Below are 17,789 nucleotides of genomic sequence, written 5' to 3'. Positions count from 1 at the left end.
GCTCAGGGCTATTCTGGAAAATGTCCACAGCATTTGCTCCCAGGAGGCTGAATTGCCATGCTCAGCACCACCACCATGACGACGGTCCTGCCCGTGAAGGACATGGACCGGGCGCGCGCGTTCTATCAGGAGGCCCTCGGCTTGAAGCCGGCCGGCTCCAATGGAGACGATTCGATGATGTTTTCCAGCGGCGGGTCCAACGCCGTGGAACTGATCGTCCGGCCGGACGCCGACACCTCGGACCACACATCGGTCAGCTTCGAAGTGGCCGATCTTGAATCCGAAATGTCCGACCTCGCTGGCAAGGGCATCCAATTCGCCGATTACGACCTGCCGGGGCTGAAGACAGAAAACCACATCGCAGTGAACGAGCACCAGCGCTGCGCCTGGTTCCCGGATTCGGAAGGCAACATTCTCTGCCTGCACCAGAACATCTGAGTCCACCGGGACGGCGCCCGCGCGCAGGCAACCCGCGGCACGCTGCACCGCCGTCGTTAAAAGGAGAACCCCCGCCGTCGTGAGACGGCAGGGGTTCTCCGCATTCTGGCCGGAGTGCTCCGGTCAGCAGATCACAAAGTTACTTGATGATCTTGGTGACGCGGCCCGAACCAACGGTGCGGCCGCCTTCACGGATAGCGAAGCCGAGGCCCTCTTCCATAGCGATCGGCTGGATGAGCTCAACGGTCATCTCAGTGTTGTCGCCCGGCATGACCATTTCGGTGCCTTCCGGCAGCGTGATAACGCCGGTCACGTCGGTGGTGCGGAAGTAGAACTGCGGACGGTAGTTCGAGTAGAACGGGTTGTGGCGGCCGCCTTCATCCTTGGACAGGATGTAGACGTTGGCCTCGAAGTCGGTGTGCGGGGTGATCGAACCCGGCTTCACAACAACCTGTCCGCGCTCCACGTCTTCGCGCTTGATACCGCGCAGCAGCAGACCACAGTTCTCGCCTGCCCATGCTTCGTCGAGCTGCTTGTGGAACATCTCGATACCGGTAACCGTGGTCTTCTGGACCGGGCGGATGCCGACGATCTCGACCTCGGAGTTGATGGCGAGGGTACCGCGCTCGGCGCGGCCGGTCACCACGGTGCCGCGACCGGTGATGGTGAAGACGTCTTCAACCGGCATCAGGAACGGCTTGTCCTTGTCGCGGACCGGGTCCGGGATGTACTCGTCAACAGCTGCCATCAGGTCCTCGACGGACTTGACCCACTGGGCGTCGCCTTCCAGGGCCTTCAGGCCGGAAGTGCGGATGACCGGTGCGTTGTCGCCATCGAATTCCTGCGAGCTGAGCAGCTCACGGACTTCCATTTCGACCAGGTCGAGCAGTTCCTCGTCATCAACCATGTCCGACTTGTTCAGGGCCACCAGCAGCGTCGGAACGCCAACCTGGCGGGCCAGCAGAACGTGCTCGCGGGTCTGGGCCATCGGGCCGTCAGTCGCGGCAACCACCAGGATTGCGCCGTCCATCTGGGCGGCACCGGTGATCATGTTCTTGATGTAGTCAGCGTGGCCGGGGGCGTCCACGTGTGCGTAGTGACGCTTCTCGGTCTGGTACTCGATGTGCGAGATGTTGATGGTGATACCGCGCTGGCGCTCTTCCGGGGCAGAGTCGATAGCTGCGAAGTCACGCTGCTCGTTGAGATCGGGGTACTTGTCAGCAAGCACCTTGGAAATGGCAGCGGTCAACGTGGTCTTACCGTGGTCAACGTGACCGATGGTGCCAATGTTGACGTGCGGCTTAGTCCGCTCGAACTTTGCCTTCGCCACGGGTTCCTCCTAGAACGTTTTGAGAAGAATTGCTCTCCGGACGCGATTGTCACGGCCGAAACTTGAACAAGTCTACTTCGGGCTTTTGTATTTGGTGAAATTACTGGTTCCGTCAGGTACCGGCACAAGGATTGTGCGGTGCTGCCGGAGGGTTGTGCGGGCGGCCGGCTGCTTACGTGGCCGGCCGCCTGCACGGTGTGCCGGGCCCTTGCGAAGAAGGACCCGCCACCATCGTTTTACTCGCCGCGCGTCTTCTGGATGATCTCGTCGGCAACAGCCTTCGGGACCTCAGCGTAGCTTTCGAACTGCATCGAATACACCGCACGGCCCTGCGTCTTGGAACGCAGGTCACCGATGTAGCCGAACATCTCGGAAAGCGGAACGTTAGCGCGCACAACCTTCACGCCGCTAGCGTCCTCCATGGACTGGATCTGTCCACGGCGGGAGTTCAGGTCGCCGATCACGTCGCCCATGTATTCCTCAGGGGTACGTACTTCGACGGCCATCAGCGGCTCGAGCAGGACCGGGTTGGCGCGGCGTGCGCCTTCCTTGAAGACCTGGGAACCAGCGATCTTGAACGCCATTTCCGAAGAGTCGACGTCGTGGTAGGCGCCGTCAATCAGAATGGCCTTGACGCCGACCAGCGGGTAGCCGGCCAGCACACCGAGCTGCATGGCATTCTGGATGCCAGCGTCAATCGAGGGGATGTATTCGCGCGGAATACGCCCGCCGGTGACCTTGTTCTCGAACTCGTAGAAGGTGCCGTCCGAGGTGTCCAGCGGTTCGAAGGAAACCTGGACCTTCGCGAACTGGCCGGATCCACCCGTCTGCTTCTTGTGGGTGTAGTCGACCTTTTCGACAGCCTTCTTGATGGTTTCACGGTAGGCAACCTGGGGCTTGCCCACGTTGGCCTCGACGTTGAACTCGCGGCGCATACGGTCCACCAGGATGTCCAGGTGGAGCTCGCCCATGCCGCCGATCTCGGTCTGTCCGGTGTCCTCGTTCAGCGACACGGTGAAGGTCGGGTCCTCGGCCGAAAGCTTCTGGATGGCCGTGGAGAGCTTCTCCTGGTCACCCTTGGTCTTCGGCTCGATGGCCACGAAGATCACCGGTTCGGGGAAGGACATCGATTCGAGCACGATCGGCGCTTCCATGGCGGAGAGGGTGTCACCGGTGGTGGTGTCCTTCAGGCCAATGGCTGCGTAGATGTGGCCGGCGTGGGCCTCATCGACCGGGTTCTCCTTGTTGGCGTGCATCTGGAAAAGCTTTCCGATGCGCTCCTTCTTGCCCTTGGTGGTGTTGAGCACCTGCAGGCCGGAGGATGCCTTGCCCGAGTAAACCCGGATGAAGGTCAGCTGGCCAAAGAACGGGTGGGTCGCGATCTTGAACGCCAGCGCGGAGAACGGCTCGTCCTCGCTCGGCTTGCGGACCAGTTCGACTTCCTCGTCCTTGGGATCGTGGCCGACCATCGGCGGAACGTCCAGCGGCGACGGCAGGTAGGCCACCACGGCGTCCAGCATCGGCTGCACACCGCGGTTCTTGAAGGCCGAACCACAGAACACCGGGTAGGCCTCGGAGTTGATGGTCATCTTGCGGATGCCGGCAACCAGTTCCTCGTTGGTGATTTCCTCACCCTCGAGGTACTTCTCCATGAGCTCGTCCGAGGACTCGGACACGGACTCGATGAGCTGCGCACGGTATTCCTCGGCCTTGGCCTGGAGGTCCGCGGGGATCTCGCGGGTCTCGTAGGCGGCACCCATGGTCACATCGCCCTTGGCGTCGCCCGGCCACACCATGGCCTTCATGGTGATCAGGTCAACGACACCGATGAAATCGGACTCGGAACCGATCGGCAGCTGCATGACCAGCGGCTTGGCACCGAGGCGGTTGATGATGGTGTCGACGGTGAAGTAGAAGTCGGCGCCCAGCTTGTCCATCTTGTTGACGAAGCAGATGCGCGGGACGTTGTACTTGTCCGCCTGGCGCCACACGGTCTCCGACTGCGGCTCCACGCCTTCCTTGCCGTCAAAGACGGCTACGGCGCCGTCGAGCACACGCAGGGAGCGCTCGACCTCGACCGTGAAGTCCACGTGGCCCGGGGTGTCGATGATGTTGACCTGGTTGTTGTTCCAGAAGGAGGTCACGGCGGCAGACGTGATCGTGATGCCGCGTTCCTTCTCCTGCTCCATCCAGTCAGTCGTCGACGCGCCGTCGTGCGTTTCGCCGATCTTGTGGTTCACACCCGTGTAGAACAGGATGCGTTCCGTAGTAGTGGTCTTACCGGCATCGATGTGGGCCATGATGCCGATGTTGCGGACCTTCGTGAGGTCGGTGAGCACGTCCTGTGCCACAATGTCTCCCTTTGTAGGTGAGGGGTACGACGACGGCGGTTGGCCGCCGTCGTACCGTCTCTGTTACCAGCGGTAGTGGGCGAAGGCCTTGTTGGATTCGGCCATTTTGTGGGTGTCTTCGCGACGCTTCACAGCGGCACCGAGACCGTTCGACGCATCCAGAATCTCGTTCATGAGACGCTCGGTCATCGTCTTCTCGCGGCGGGCCTTCGAGTAGCCGACCAGCCAGCGCAGGGCCAAAGCCGTGGCGCGGCCCGGCTTGACCTCAACCGGAACCTGGTAGGTGGCGCCGCCGACTCGGCGGGAGCGGACCTCCAGGGTCGGGCGGACGTTGTCCATGGCCTTCTTCAGGGCAGCGACGGGATCGCCGCCGCTCTTGGCCTTCACACCGTCAAGGGCACCGTAAACGATGCGCTCTGCGGTGGACTTCTTACCGTCAACGAGAACCTTGTTGATCAGCTGGGTCACCAGCGGGGAACCGTGGACGGGATCTACAACTAGCGGCCGCTTGGGGGCCGGACCCTTGCGAGGCATATTACTTCTTCTCCATCTTCGCGCCGTAGCGGCTGCGAGCCTGCTTGCGGTTCTTGACACCCTGGGTGTCAAGGGCGCCGCGGACGATCTTGTAGCGCACACCGGGCAGGTCCTTCACACGGCCGCCGCGCACCAGCACGATGGAGTGTTCCTGCAGGTTGTGGCCTACACCGGGGATGTAGGCAGTCACTTCGATGCCGCCGGCGAGCTTGACGCGGGCTACCTTGCGGAGCGCGGAGTTCGGCTTCTTCGGGGTGGTGGTGTAAACGCGGGTGCAAACGCCGCGCTTCATCGGGCTGCCCTTAAGGGCAGGCGCCTTGGTCTTATTGACCTTAGGTGAGCGGCCCTTGCGGACCAGCTGGTTAATCGTAGGCACTTTCGTGATCTCCGTTTTTCGTGAGCTTTGCCCCGCCACACAAGCAGGGCCAGGCACTGTCGGTCGTCTTCGCACCCGCTGCCGAATTGAAGCGACCGTAGGCGTGCAAAAGTGTGGCATCCTCCGCGCAAGAACCCCGCGGACCGGAAACAGGCCCCGCCCCGGTTTGAACCGGAACGGCCTTCATCCACTGCCACACAAAACAATCGAAGAAAAGTCTATCAGACAATCGCGGCACCGGAGAACGGAGCCCGTCGGGAGCCGCCTGCACGGCGCTCATTTCCGCATCGCCTGCAGCAGTGCGGATTCCAGCGGCGCGGACAGCGTCTTCATGTATGTGCCGCTCACATGGTTCAGATCCCGGTACACCAGGACGTTGCCGATCACCGCCGGGCAGGTATCCCGGTCGCAGAAACGGGAGGACAGGTCCACCACCTCGGTCCGCGGAGCGAGCGCCGCGGCCTCGTCCGTGCGGTCCTCGCCGTCCAGCCCCTCGTTGCGGGGCTGCCCGCAACCGGAGGGGTCCTCATAGTTCGCCGCGGCGCAGTCCCGGGCCAGCGCTCCCTCGCGCGGGCGGGGCGTGTCCTTCAGCGCGTAGACGTCGACGCCAGCGTCGGCGAGCTTGTTCCAGTAGTCGGCGAAGCCCGCGACTCCGGGCCGGTGCCCAGTCCCGGAGTCAACGAACGCAGACTCCGCGTAATAGGACGTGAGGACCGCGTTCACCCCGCCGTCGGCGGTCAAGCGCTTCAGCGTCTGTTCGTTGGGTGCGCCGCACACGGATTCGCTGTTGGCCTCGATCTGGCGCTGCTCTGCATTGAACGGGCAGGAATTGTGGATGTAGGTGAGCAGCCGCCAGCCTTGGCGCTGGGCAATCGGCTCCAAGGCCTTGAACCATTGGCCGGCATGCGAGTCCCCCACCAGCGCAAGGGTGAAGTCCGCGTCAGGGTCGCCGTACGTGCACTCCTTGGTTTCGGCGGCCATCGGCTTGACGGCGCAATCGCCGAGGCCCGATTGGTCATCTCCGGCCCGGGTGGGATCCGGGACAATCAGCGGGTTCTGGGTGGCGAACGCCTGGTACCCGCTGTCCTTGAGGGAGGCCACGCCGAACCCCGGCGGCGGTGCATCCAGCAACGCGGCAATCGCCTCATCGCGTTGCTCCAGGATGCGTTCCTGCTGGTTCCCGGGCACGAATGCCAGCGTGCCGACCAGCGCGGTGGCGGCGGCGCTGGCGGCAAGCGGTCGCCAGGCGCTGGCACTGAACCAACCAAAGCGGCGCACCGGAGTCTCCACAAGGTAATAGCTGAGCGCAGCCAGCCCAAAGGAACCGGCCAGCAGCAACGGGCTGGTGGCGGGCCCGGGTTCCCTGCCGGCCAGCATCGTGAAGAACACGATCAGGGGCCAGTGCCAGAGGTAGAGCGAGTAGGACACGTTGCCGGTCCATTGGATGGGCCGCCAGTCCACCAACCGGTGGAGGGACAGCGGGCCGCTGGTCCGGCCGGCGGCGATCACGGCGACGGTGCCCAGCACCGGCAGCAGGGCAGCCGTCCCGGGGAACGGGGTGCCGCCGTCGAAGAGGAAGGCCGAGGCCACAATGGCTGCCAGCCCGGCCGCCGCCAGCAGGCTGCGCAGGTGCGGCCAGCGCAGCGGGTCGTGATGCAGCGCCGCCAGCAGCCCGCCCAGCCCCAGTTCCCAGATCCGGGTGGGCGTGATGAAGTATGCGTCCGGGCTGCCGCCCGCCGTCGCCCAGATGCCATACGCCAGCGAGGCGGCGACCACCACGGCAAAGATCGCGGCGGCGGTCCGCTCCACCGTCCACTCCCCGGACCTGGTGCCGCTCCCCCACCCGCCCGGCCGGCTGCTGCGCCGCCTGACACGCAGGACCAAGACGGCGAGCAAGACCAGCAGCGGCCAGAGCAGGTAGAACTGCTCCTCCACGGCCAGCGACCAGAAGTGCTGGAGCGGTGTGGGCGTCTCGGTCGCCGCCAGGTAGTCCACCGACGATGCGGCCAGCACCCAGTTCTGCACGTAGAACGTGGACGCGAGGGCCGATGAGCCAACGCGCTCCCACTGGCTCATCGGCAGCAGCGCCAGTGTTGCCGCCAGCACCACGGCGATGACCAGCAACGCCGCCGGCAGGATGCGCCGGGCACGGGCCGCCCAGAACGACCGCAGCGAGAGCGTTCCGGTGGCAGCCGCTTCGCGCAGCATGTGGCCGGTGATCAGGAAGCCGGAAATGACAAAGAAGACGTCAACTCCCACGAAGCCGCCGGGCAGCCAGCGTGGCTCCAGGTGGTAAACCACCACCAGCAGCACCGCTAGGGCGCGCAGGGCTTGGATTTCCGGCAGGAACTTCCGCGGCGGGGTCACAGTTTTCATCCCGGACATTCATCCATGCCGAGGTCAACCACAGTTGGCCGCGGGGTAAACGTCCGGGGATTGCCCTACTGCTGAGCGCGCAGGGCGTCGGTGATCTTGGCCGAGGCGGCCCGCAGCTTGGGCAGCGCCTCGGCGACTACGGCATCCACGTCGCGGGTGCCGTCCGCCAGCGAGGCCTGCATGGACATGTTCAGCGCGGCGGCCACGGAGCCGTCCGGATGCAGCACCGGCACTGCCACGGAGCGCAGTCCGATCTCCAGCTCCTGGTCCACCAGGGACCAGCCTTGGCTGCGCACAGTGTCCAGCTCCGCCCGCAGCTTCACCGGGTCGGCGATGGTCCGCGGCGTCAGTTGCTTCAGCGTGGTGGAGGCCAACCTCTGCTCCAGTTCCTCGATCGGCAAGCCGGCCAGCAGCACCCGGCCCATCGAGGTGGCGTAGGCCGGGAACCGGGTGCCCACCATGATCCCTACGGTCATGATCCGTCGGGTGTGGATGCGGGCGATGTAGACAATCTCGTCGCCGTCGAGGATCGAGGCGGACGTGGATTCGTGCAGCTCGGCGGAAAGCTCCTCCAGCAATGGCTGCACCAGCTGGGGCAGACTCTGCCCGGCAAGGTAGGAATACCCCAGCTGGAGCACCAAGGCGGTGAGCTCGAAGACGCGGCCGTCGGTGCGCACATACCCCAGATCCACCAGGGTATGCAGGAACCGCCGCGCCGTAGCGCGGGTCAGGCCGGTCCGTTTGGAGACCTCACTGAGCGTCATGGTGACGTTGTCGGCGTCGAAAGCCCGGATCACGGTCAATCCGCGGGCCAGTGACTGGACGAACTGATCGCCAGGCGTTTTGGTCTCGGTCATGGTTCCTTCGAGCTTTACGGGGGGGCTTTACTCGGTGGGCGGGAGCAGCTTGATGTCCATCTTGGACTGCAGCTCCTCAAGCGTGGTCCCGAAGGTTTGGCGCACCCGCACGCCTTCCGGCGTCAGCAGGAAGACCGCGTCATTAGTGTATACGCGGGTGACGCAGCCCACGCCCGTGAGCGGGTAGCTGCAGTCGGGCACCAGCTTGGGCGTGCCGTCCTTGGCGAACAGGGACATCATCACGTAGACGTCCTTGGCGCCGGTGGCGAGGTCCATCGCGCCGCCGACGGCGGGGATGGCATCCGGGGCGCCGGTGTGCCAGTTCGCCAGATCGCCGGTGGCCGAGACCTGGAAGGCGCCGAGCACGCAGACGTCCAGATGGCCGCCGCGCATCATGGCGAAGGAGTCCGCATGGTGGAAGTAGGACGCCCCCGGCACTTCGGTGACCGGGACCTTGCCCGCGTTGATCAGGTCCTGGTCGACCTCATCGCCGTGCGCCTCCGGGCCCATCCCCAGCATGCCGTTCTCGGTATGCAGGGTGATGTCCTGTTCGGCGGTCAGGTAGTTCGAGACGGACGTCGGCTGGCCGATGCCGAGGTTGACGAAGGAACCGGGCTGGATGTCCTGCGCGACCAGTTTGGCCAGGTCCTCGCGGCTAAGTTTCTCGCTCACTAGTGTGCCTCTCCTTCTGCGGCCTGCGGCGCAATTTCGACGACGGTGTCCACGTAGATGCCCGGCGTCACGATGACCTCGGGATCCAACTGGCCGGTCTCCACAATGCCGGAGACCTGGACGATGCTTTTCTTGGCGGCGGCGGCCATGATCGGCCCGAAGTTGCGGGCGGTCTTGCGGTAGACCAGGTTGCCCTTCTTGTCCGAGGTCAGCGCCTTGATCAGCGCCACGTCGCCGTAGATCGGAGACTCGAGCACGTAGCCCTTGCCGTCGATCACGCGGGTTTCCTTGCCCTCGGCCAGCATGGTGCCATAGCCGGTGGGCGTGAAGAAGCCGCCGATGCCTGCGCCGGCAGCACGGATGCGCTCGGCGAGGTTGCCCTGCGGCACCAGTTCGAGTTCAATTTCACCCGCCCGGTAGGCGGTGTCGAAGTGCCAGGAGTCGGACTGGCGCGGGAACGAGCAGATGATCTTCTTGACCCGGCGTTCCTTGATCAGCAGCGCCAGGCCGGCGTCGGCCTGGCCCGCGTTGTTGTTCACCACCGTCAGGTCAGTGGCGCCGCAGTCCATCAGCGCGTCGATCAGTTCCATCGGCTGGCCGGCGTTGCCGAAGCCGCCGATCAGGACCGTGGCGCCGTCTTGGATGCCGGCCACGGCGTCCTGGGCAGTAGCAGCAAATTTTGCCATGCTGGCTTACCTCCTTAGTTCTTGGTTGAGTTGACGTTTTCCAGCACGACGGCGAGGCCCTGGCCCACGCCGATGCAGATCGCGGCCACGCCCCAGCGTTCGCCCGATTCCTGCAGACGGCGCGCCAGCGTGCCGAGGATGCGGATGCCCGAGGCCCCCAGCGGGTGGCCGATGGCCACGGCGCCGCCCCAGGCGTTCACGATGGCGGGATCGATGTCCCAGTTGTCGATGCAGGCCAGCGACTGCGCGGCAAAGGCTTCATTGAGCTCGACGGCGGAGACATCCGACCAGCTGATGCCCGCCCGGCGGACGGCCTGATTCGCAGCCTCGACCGGAGCGAAGCCGAAGAACTGCGGCTCCAGGGCGGAGGCGCCGCGGCCGGCAATCCGGGCCAGCGGCTCGGTTCCCAGCAGCCCGGCGGCAGCCTCGCTGCCCAACCAGGCCGCGGACGCGCCGTCGTTCAGCGGCGACGCGTTGCCCGCCGTCACCGTGCCGCCTTCGGGGCCGTCGGCAACGGGCCGGAAGACGGTCTTCAGCCCGGCCAGCACCTCGGCGGTGCTGGTGGGGCGAATGGACTCGTCGCGGGTCAGGTCGGTGCCCGGAACCTGCACCACCATCGAGTCGTATTTGCCTTCGTTCCAGGCCTCGGCGGCCAGGCGGTGCGACGCCGCGGCAAACTCGTCCTGCCGCTCGCGGCTAATCCCGTGGCGCTCGCGCAGCTGCTCGGTGGCCTCGCCCAAGGATACGGCCCATTCCTGCGGCATCTTCTTGTTCACCAGCCGCCAGCCCAGCGTGGTGGACGCCAAGGTCATGTTGCCCGCCGGGTAGGGCTTCTCGGTCTTCGGCAGCACCCACGGCGCGCGGCTCATCGACTCGACGCCGCCGATCAGCACCAGGTCGCCTTCGCCGGCGTTGATCTGGCGGGAGCCGATGATCGCGGCATCCAGGCTGGAACCGCACAGCCGGTTGACCGTGGTGCCAGGGATGGAGGTGGGCAGGCCGGCCAGCAGCGTGGCCATCCGCGCGACGTTGCGGTTCTCTTCGCCGGCACCGTTGGCGTTGCCGAAGATCACCTCGTCGATGCGCTCCGGGTCCAGTCCCGGCGCGCGGGCAACTTCCGCCTTGACCACTTCCGCGGCCAGGTCGTCCGGCCGGACACCGGCCAGCGCTCCGCCGAACTTACCGAACGGGGTGCGGACGGCGTCATACAAATATGCCTGGTTCATTCAAGGCTCCTTTGTGGCGCACTTCTGGCGTGCGCCGTGGGTTACAGCAAACGGCCCGGTCCAGCGCTGTGGCTGGACCGGACCGCTCCATAGACATGATGGGGATCCGCGCAGGAACCCTCCGCGGCGGCTCCAGCGGTCCCCGGAACAGGGAGCCGTGGACAGCCGCTAAACCTCGGAAGTGTTCGCTTCACGAACGCATGTACGTTATATGAACTATATCGAGGCGCTGTGATCCTCGTCAAGACTGGCGAAAACGCCCTTGGCCACCTTGAACGCCACGTTGGCATCCGGCACGCCGCAGTAGATCGCGGACTGCAGCACCACTTCCTTGATCTCGTCCCGGGTCATGCCGTTGGTCAGCGCCGCGCGCACGTGCATGGCGAATTCCTCCCAATGGCCCTTGGCGATCATGGCGGTGAGCGTGATGGCGCTGCGCGTGGTGCGCGGCAGCCCCTCCCGGGTCCAGATGGTCCCCCACGCGTAGCGCGTGATCAGTTCCTGGAAATCCTGCGTGAACTCATCGATCGAGCTGTTCGCGCGGTCCACGTGCGCGTTGCCCAGGACCTGCCGGCGCACGGCCATGCCGTCGTCGTAGACCTCCTGCTGGGTCTTGGCGGGATCGAAGGTGCGGTTGTCGCTCACGGCGGGTACTCCTTGGGTAGTGTCAGTCAAGAATCGGGCCGCGCTCAGGCAGCCAGGAAGAAATCGCGCAGCAGCGCCGCGGTTTCTTCGGGCGCCTCGGCGGGCGCCTGGTGGGCGGCGGAATCGACCACTGCGGAGCTGCCCTGGCGCACGCCGTCGGCCACTGCCTTGGCGAACTCGGGCGGGCAGACCTCGTCCACTCCGCCGGCAATAGCGATCACCGGGGTGGTGATTTCGCCGAGCCGTTCGCGGACGTCGAAGCCGGCCAAGGCCTCACAGCAATGCGCGTAGGCGAAGCGGTCCGCGTTCTGCAGGGTGTGCAGCAGCCGGGTGGTGCGTTCGGAATGCTTCTCGATGAAGCCCGGTGCGAACCAGCGCTGCGCCGAACCGACCACCATGGTGGGCGTGCCCGCATTGCGGACGGTCTCGGCACGCTCCAGCCAGCCGGTCGGCTCGCCGATTTTGGCGCCGGAGCACACCACGCCCAGCCCGGCGAAGCGTTCCGGGTAGTCCAGACCCAGCTGCAGTGCCAGCTGGCCGGCCATCGAGACGCCGGCGAAGTAGACCTTGGCCTCGGCGTCGATGTCACCGGCCGCGGCGAGCTTGTCCAGCATGGCCACCACGCCCTTCGCGAGTTCGGCCATGGTAAACGGCTCGGTCGAGGCCGGGCTGGCCCCGTGGCCGGGCAGATCCACGCCGACCACCTGGAAGTCCGCCAGATGCGGCACGGTGTCGATCCAGAGCGCCTTGGCTCCGGTGCCCAGGCCGGCGCCGGCCAGCAGCACAGGCTTGCCCTTGCCCTCGGACAGCAAGGTGGGGGTGATGTCGGGAACGCTCACGAATTGCTCCATTCTGCATAGTGGGAAGTGATCCGATCGATCAGTTCGTTGCTCTGGCCGATGTAGCCGGACGGATCCAGCAGCTCGGCCAGCGCCGCGTCGGTCAGCATGTCGGCCGGCACCGCGCCGCGCAGCAGCTGTGCCAGCGTGCCCTGGCTGGCCAGCGACCGGTTGACCAGGCTCTGGACCTTGGACTTGCCGGCGCCCGGGGAACCGCCGTCCAGCAGCGGCGCCACGGTGGCCATGATGCGTTCGCTGACCACCAGCTCACCGGTGATCGCCAGATTGCTGCGCATCCGTTCCGGATGGACCACCAGGCCTTCGGAGAGTTCGGCCAGCTTGGCGGCTGCCCCGCCGGCCAGCCGGAGCAGCTGGCGCAGCGCTTGCCACTCCACGTGCCAGGATCCGTCCGGCCGCTCGTCAATGGCGCCGGCGGCCGCGGCCTGGATCTGGGCCAGATGCCCGGGACCGGCCAGTGCGGCGCTGCGGATCAGCACGGACAGCACCGGGTTCTGCTTCTGCGGCATGGCCGAGGAACCGCCGCGGCCTTCGGCGGCCGGCTCGGAGACTTCGCCGAACTCGGGCCGGCTCAGCAGCAGCACGTCGTTGGCGACCTTCCCGGCGGCGGCCAGCACGTCGGCCAGCGCCGCGGCCAGCGCGGTGACCGGCAGCCGGTTGGTTTGCCACGGCGCTACCGGATCGGCCAGCCCCAGCCGTTCGGCGAGACGGGCCGCCAAAGCCAGCGCACCGCCGTCGTTGTTGTTCTGCGCAGCGCTGCCTGCCGCGGTGCCGGCGGCTCCATCACGTGCAGCGGCGGCCGTGGCCGCAGCGTTGGCGGGCCGGTTGGCCAACTCCGTCAGCGCGGCCATGGTGCCGGCCGCACCGCCCCATTGGAGCGGCAGTTCGCCGGCCACCTGCTCCAGCCGGACGCCGGCCTGGGCCACGCCGGAGAGCCAGTTGGCGGCCTTGAGCCCGAACGTGGACGGCAGCGAATGCTGGGTCAGCGTCCGGGCCACGGTGATGGTGCCGCGGTGCTCGTCCGCCTGCCGCGCCAGAGCGGCGGCGGCGGACTTCAGATCGGTGACGATGCCGGCCAGTGTGCGGCGCGCCATCAGCATCAGGGCGCTGTCCAGGATGTCCTGGCTGGTGGCACCCTGGTGGATCGCCGAAGCGGCGGCCGGGTTGTGCTTCTTGGTCTCCGCGCGCAGGTCGGCGAGCAGCGGGATGACCGGGTTGCCGCCGCCCTGGGCACGCTCGGCCAAGGCCGCGGCGTCGTAGAGATCTGCCCGTGAGGCCTGCTCGACGGCGGGAACGGCGTCCGCCGGCACCCGGCCGACCTCGGCCAGCACACGCGTCCATTCGAGTTCCACGTCGAGCATGGCTTGGATGAATTGGTAGTCGCTGGTTAAACGGGATGCTGCTGTCCCGGCCGAAGCCGGAGACAGCAGCCCGAAATCAGCGTGGTCCGCTGGATTCATGGATCCCTAGATTCCCGGGTAGGTCAGGAAGACAGTTTCGCCTTCGCCCTGCAGCCGGATGTCGAAGCGCAGGTCGCCGTTCGGCTCGCGTTCGGCGATCAGCGTCTTCCGCCGCTCTTCCGGCAGCGAGGACAGCAGCGGGTCGTTCGCCAGCGCCTCGGTGTCCTCCGGCAGGTAGATCCGGGTGAACAGCCGGTTCAGCAGGCCGCGGGCAAAGACCACCATGGAGATGAACGGGGCCTTGCCCTGCTCGGTGGCGCCCGGGTTCACCGTGGTGAAGGTGTAGTGGCCGACGTTGTCCACGGCGACCCGGCCGAAGCCGGTGAAGGTGTGGTCGTCGCGGACCAGCGAACCGGTCTCCCGGGAGATTTCGCCGTGCTCGTCGGCCTGCCAGATCTCCAGCATGGAGTCGGGGATCGGGCTGCCGTTGCCGTCCGTCACCACGCCGTGCAGCCGGATGGATCCGGTGTGTGCGCGGTGGACCAGCTGGCTGTCCTTTTCATAAGGCAGCGCGAAGCCGTAGAACGGGCCGATGGTCTGGCCCGGGGTAGCTACCAGTTTGGTGGTGGATTCGCTCATCAGTGCTCCTCGCCTTCTTCCATCCAGGTGCGGTTGCTGCCGGAGAGGACGATGTCCCAGCGGTAGCCGGTGTTCCATTCGTGGCTGGTCACCGAATGGTCGTAGGTGGCGACCAGGCGGTCGCGCGCGTCCTGGTCGGTGATCGCCTGGTAGATCGGATCCAGCGGGAACAGCGGGTCGCCCGGGAAGTACATCTGGGTGATCATCCGCTGGGTGAAGTCGGTGCCGAACAGCGAGAAGTGGATGTGCGCCGGACGCCAGGCGTTGTGGTGGTTCTTCCACGGGTACGGGGCCGGCTTGATGGTGGTGAACTTGTATTCGCCGTTGGGTCCGGTGATGCAGCGGCCCACGCCGGTGAAGTTGGGGTCGATCGGCGCCGGGTGCTGGTCGCGCTTGTGCACGTAGCGGCCGGCAGCGTTGGCCTGCCAGACTTCCACCAACTGGTTGCGCACCGGGCGCCCGTCGCCGTCCAGAACCCGGCCCTGCACAACAATCCGCTCGCCGAGTGGTTCGCCGTTGTGCTGGATGGTCAGGTCCGACTCGAGGATGTGCACGTCCCGCTCGCCGAACGCCGGGCTCCACAGCTCGATCGTCTCCGGATCCGTGTGGTGCAGGTCCTTGGTGGGATGGCGCAGCAGCGAGGAACGGTAGGGCGCAAAGTCGATGCGCGGCTGCGTTTCCTGGGCTTCTCCGGCTTCCACGCCCTTGCGGTAGGCCTCGTGGATGTCGGTGATTTCCTGGCTAATCGTCTCCTGCGAATCCGCGGTGGCGGCAGGATCCAGCAGGTGGCTGTCGCCAAATGTCTCGGCGTCGAAAGCCTCGTCCTGAGCAGTAGCGTCGCTCATCGAGAACTCCTTTCTGTTTTTCGGGTCTGGCGGTTCTGGGTGGGTGTGCCGCGTTGGTTCGCGCGGCAGGCGGGTGGGTTACTTGTGCGGCCAGCCGGTGTAGGACTCGGCCAGGTACTGCTGACCGAAGCGGGACCCGGTCACCGTGGCCAGTTCACCCAAAGCACGCTTGGTTTCGAACGGCGAGGCGTCCTTACGGGTGTGCAACATGCTGGTCATCCAGTAGGAGAAGTTCTGCGCCTTCCAGACCCGCTGCAAGGCCAGGTCCGAGTAGCCCTCCAGCAGCGCGTCGCTGCCGGTGGCGTAGAACGAATCGATGGCCTCGAACAGCACCTTGACGTCCGCGAAGGCCAGGTTCAGTCCCTTGGCGCCGGTCGGCGGCACGGTGTGTCCGGCGTCGCCGGCCAGGAACATGCGGCCGTGGGACAGCGGCTCGCGGACGAAGGATCGGAAGGCCAGCACGGTCTTGTCGAAAATCGGGCCCTGCTTGAGCTGGAAGCCGTCCGGTCCGTCCACCCGCTTCTGCAGTTCGGCCCAGATCCGGTCGTCGCTCCAGTCGTCCACGTTCTCGGCCGGATCACACTGGAAGTACATCCGCTGGACGGTCTCGCTGCGCTGGGAGATCAGCGCGAAGCCGTGCGGGGAGTTGGCATAGATCAGTTCCGGGGCACTCTTCGGGGCCTCGGTCAAAATGCCGAACCACGCGAACGGGTACTCGATCTTGTAGTCCTGCTCCCCCTTCACCGCACGGCGGCAGAAACTGCGGGAGCCGTCGGCACCGACCAGGATGTCGCAGTGCACCTCAAACGCGGTGCCGTCCTTGTCTGTGAAGCGGAATTTCGGCGTAGTGGTCTCCAGGTCCAGCACCTCGGTAACCTCGGCCTCGTAGCGCACGTCGCCGCCGTCGCGTTTGCGGGCAGCGGCCAGGTCCACGAAGACCTCGTTCTGCGCATACAGCGTCACCGTGGCGTCCACCAGGTCTTTGAAGTCCAGCGGGTGCGACTCACCGTTGAAGCGCAGGTCGATGCCCTCATGCTCGTCGCCGTCGGTGAGCACCCGGCCGTCCACGCCGGTGTCGGTAAGCATCTGGACCGAGCCCGCTTCCAGGATGCCGGCGCGGTGCGTGTTGCGGATGGTCTCGTGATCGCGGGATTCCACCACAAGGTTGTCAATGCCCTGCTTGGCCAGCAGATGGCTGAGCATGAGACCGGCAGGTCCTCCGCCGACAATGCCGACCTTGGTTTTGATGATTTGCGCCTGCGCCATAAGTAAGTCTCCTGAAGCAATGATGGTCACGTCTTGATCCAGTGTGACCCGGCCGACAAGCCGAATGCGCCCGCGTTCTCATTCATTGAGAATTGCGACGGCGGTGTCCTGTCTCGGTGCGGTTGTCCCGCCTCAGTGCCGCTGTCCCGTCTCGGTGCGGCACGACCACTCCAATCCGCGTCATTCATTTAGCCCGCTAGGGCAGCGCCACGCCCATCGCCCGGGAGATGCCACGCGCCGCCGTCATCAGCGCCGGGACCACGGCGTTGAAGTTTTCAAAGCCCAGCGGCACCACCACGCCGAGGGCTGCCACCGGCCAGCCGGCCGGGCCCGCTACCGGAACGGCCACGCCGGTGGTGTCCGCATCGATGCGCCCGTCGAACGCGGCATAGCCGCGCTTGCGGATATCGGCCAAGTGCCGGCGCAAGTCGAAGGAGACCGTGTCCGCCGAGGTGACGGCTTCCGGGTGGCGGGAGAGGTAGGACTCCTGGACATGGTTCGGCGAATTGGCCAGCAGCACCATTCCCATGGAGGTCCGGTGAACCGGCATGCGGCCGGCAATCTGAGCCTGGTTGACCACCGAGCCGCGGCTGGACAACCGCTCGATGACCAGGACCTCGTCATCGCGCAGCACCGCCAGCTGAGTGTGCTGGCGGACCACAGACTGGATGTCCTCCATGAACGGCATCGCGGCCTGCCGGAGGTCCACGGTGGGCGAACTCCGGTTGGCCAGTTCCCACAGCCGAAGCCCCAACCGGATCTCCCCGGGTCCATCCTTGGTCAGCAGCCCGTGCCGCGAGAGCTCGTCCACCAACCGGTAGGTGGTTGCCAACGGCACATCCGCGCGGCGGGATAACGTGGCAACGTTCATGGCCGGCTTGTCCGGCTCGAACGCAGACAGGATGCGTACCAGCCGGTCCAGCATCGAGTCTCCGGACGGGGAATTGGCCATGCTCCTAGGTTCTCACGCCGGAAGGGACGGCAAGCAGGCCGGGGGCCCTTCCGACCTGCTTGCACATCCAGGCAGGCCGAGCGCGGCGCATCCGGGGCTGCCGGGCTATCACTCCCCCGTTCCCATCCGGTGGAGAGAAATGGCCTAAAACCGGTCCATATTATGGCCACTTCTCTCCAGTGGAAGGTATACGTTCCGACTCCCACGACGCTTCGGCCGTTAAACGCCGAACCGCCTCCCGCTGCCCCGGTATCGGGGAGCGGGAGGCGTTTCAGATCAGGCGCGAAGCGCCCTACAAGAGTGGGGCGCGGGGGCCCCGCCGTGGCGACGAAGTCGACA

17 protein-coding genes are annotated in these 17,789 nt (G+C 65.9%); 1 reads left to right on the top strand and 16 read right to left on the bottom strand.

The genetic code is table 11. The features are described from left to right. Positions 1–57: 57 nt before the first annotated feature. Entirely contained in the window at positions 58–438 is a 381-nt protein-coding gene (locus ACWF5H_RS16585) for a VOC family protein (RefSeq protein WP_364644249.1), read from the top strand. Between the two features lie 139 nt (positions 439–577). Here the strand turns inward: ACWF5H_RS16585 and tuf are convergent, their stop codons facing one another. From tuf to ACWF5H_RS16505, 16 genes are all read right to left on the bottom strand, one after another. Further along, entirely contained in the window at positions 578–1,768 is a 1,191-nt protein-coding gene (gene tuf, locus ACWF5H_RS16580; protein ID WP_364644247.1) for an elongation factor Tu, read from the bottom strand. Positions 1,769–2,004: 236 nt separating this feature from the next. Beyond that, a complete protein-coding gene (gene fusA / locus ACWF5H_RS16575; protein ID WP_364644245.1) occupies positions 2,005–4,119 on the bottom strand; it encodes an elongation factor G in 2,115 nt (704 codons plus the stop codon). A gap of 63 nt (positions 4,120–4,182) precedes the next feature. Further along, the gene (gene rpsG / locus ACWF5H_RS16570) at positions 4,183–4,653 is read right to left on the bottom strand and encodes a 30S ribosomal protein S7 (protein WP_127511056.1); all 471 of its coding nucleotides are present in this window, start codon (positions 4,651–4,653) and stop codon (positions 4,183–4,185) included. Between the two features lies 1 nt (position 4,654). After that, positions 4,655–5,029 (bottom strand): 30S ribosomal protein S12, encoded by a 375-nt coding sequence (gene rpsL, locus ACWF5H_RS16565; RefSeq protein ID WP_127511055.1) that lies wholly within the window; start codon positions 5,027–5,029, stop codon positions 4,655–4,657. A 276-nt stretch (positions 5,030–5,305) separates the two neighbouring features. Then, on the bottom strand, positions 5,306–7,405 hold the full coding sequence (locus ACWF5H_RS16560; RefSeq protein WP_452038195.1) for an acyltransferase family protein: 2,100 nt from the start codon (positions 7,403–7,405) through the stop codon (positions 5,306–5,308). 65 nt (positions 7,406–7,470) lie between these two features. Beyond that, on the bottom strand, positions 7,471–8,262 hold the full coding sequence (locus ACWF5H_RS16555; protein WP_127511053.1) for an IclR family transcriptional regulator domain-containing protein: 792 nt from the start codon (positions 8,260–8,262) through the stop codon (positions 7,471–7,473). Between the two features lie 27 nt (positions 8,263–8,289). Then, positions 8,290–8,934 (bottom strand): 3-oxoacid CoA-transferase subunit B, encoded by a 645-nt coding sequence (locus ACWF5H_RS16550; protein WP_452038193.1) that lies wholly within the window; start codon positions 8,932–8,934, stop codon positions 8,290–8,292. Then, positions 8,934–9,620 (bottom strand): 3-oxoacid CoA-transferase subunit A, encoded by a 687-nt coding sequence (locus ACWF5H_RS16545; protein WP_364644232.1) that lies wholly within the window; start codon positions 9,618–9,620, stop codon positions 8,934–8,936. The genes ACWF5H_RS16550 and ACWF5H_RS16545 overlap by 1 nt, the downstream gene beginning before the upstream one ends. A gap of 14 nt (positions 9,621–9,634) precedes the next feature. Further along, positions 9,635–10,846: a thiolase family protein gene (locus tag ACWF5H_RS16540; RefSeq protein WP_452038192.1), complete on the bottom strand. Its 1,212-nt coding sequence runs from the start codon at positions 10,844–10,846 to the stop codon at positions 9,635–9,637. A 216-nt stretch (positions 10,847–11,062) separates the two neighbouring features. Beyond that, positions 11,063–11,491, bottom strand: a complete 429-nt coding sequence (pcaC, locus tag ACWF5H_RS16535; RefSeq protein WP_277883599.1) for a 4-carboxymuconolactone decarboxylase — start codon at positions 11,489–11,491, stop codon at positions 11,063–11,065. Between the two features lie 44 nt (positions 11,492–11,535). Then, positions 11,536–12,330 carry an alpha/beta fold hydrolase gene (locus tag ACWF5H_RS16530; RefSeq protein ID WP_452038190.1) on the bottom strand — a complete coding sequence of 265 codons (795 nt, stop codon included), beginning with the start codon at positions 12,328–12,330 and terminating at the stop codon, positions 11,536–11,538. Continuing rightward, positions 12,327–13,808: a lyase family protein gene (locus ACWF5H_RS16525; RefSeq protein ID WP_452038188.1), complete on the bottom strand. Its 1,482-nt coding sequence runs from the start codon at positions 13,806–13,808 to the stop codon at positions 12,327–12,329. The genes ACWF5H_RS16530 and ACWF5H_RS16525 overlap by 4 nt, the downstream gene beginning before the upstream one ends. Before the next feature lie 6 nt (positions 13,809–13,814). Continuing rightward, positions 13,815–14,387, bottom strand: coding sequence for a protocatechuate 3,4-dioxygenase subunit alpha (pcaG, locus tag ACWF5H_RS16520; protein WP_452038187.1), 573 nt, complete (start codon positions 14,385–14,387; stop codon positions 13,815–13,817). After that, on the bottom strand, positions 14,387–15,232 hold the full coding sequence (pcaH, locus tag ACWF5H_RS16515) for a protocatechuate 3,4-dioxygenase subunit beta (RefSeq protein WP_452038186.1): 846 nt from the start codon (positions 15,230–15,232) through the stop codon (positions 14,387–14,389). Before pcaH ends, pcaG begins: the two co-directional genes overlap by 1 nt. Positions 15,233–15,310: 78 nt before the next feature. After that, positions 15,311–16,498 (bottom strand): 4-hydroxybenzoate 3-monooxygenase, encoded by a 1,188-nt coding sequence (locus ACWF5H_RS16510; protein ID WP_452038184.1) that lies wholly within the window; start codon positions 16,496–16,498, stop codon positions 15,311–15,313. A gap of 196 nt (positions 16,499–16,694) precedes the next feature. Next, entirely contained in the window at positions 16,695–17,450 is a 756-nt protein-coding gene (locus ACWF5H_RS16505; protein ID WP_452038183.1) for an IclR family transcriptional regulator, read from the bottom strand. Between the last annotated feature and the right edge of the window lie 339 nt (positions 17,451–17,789).

Source organism: Arthrobacter sp. NPDC055138, assembly GCF_053607305.1.
This window is presented reverse-complemented; position numbering and strand designations above follow the sequence as displayed.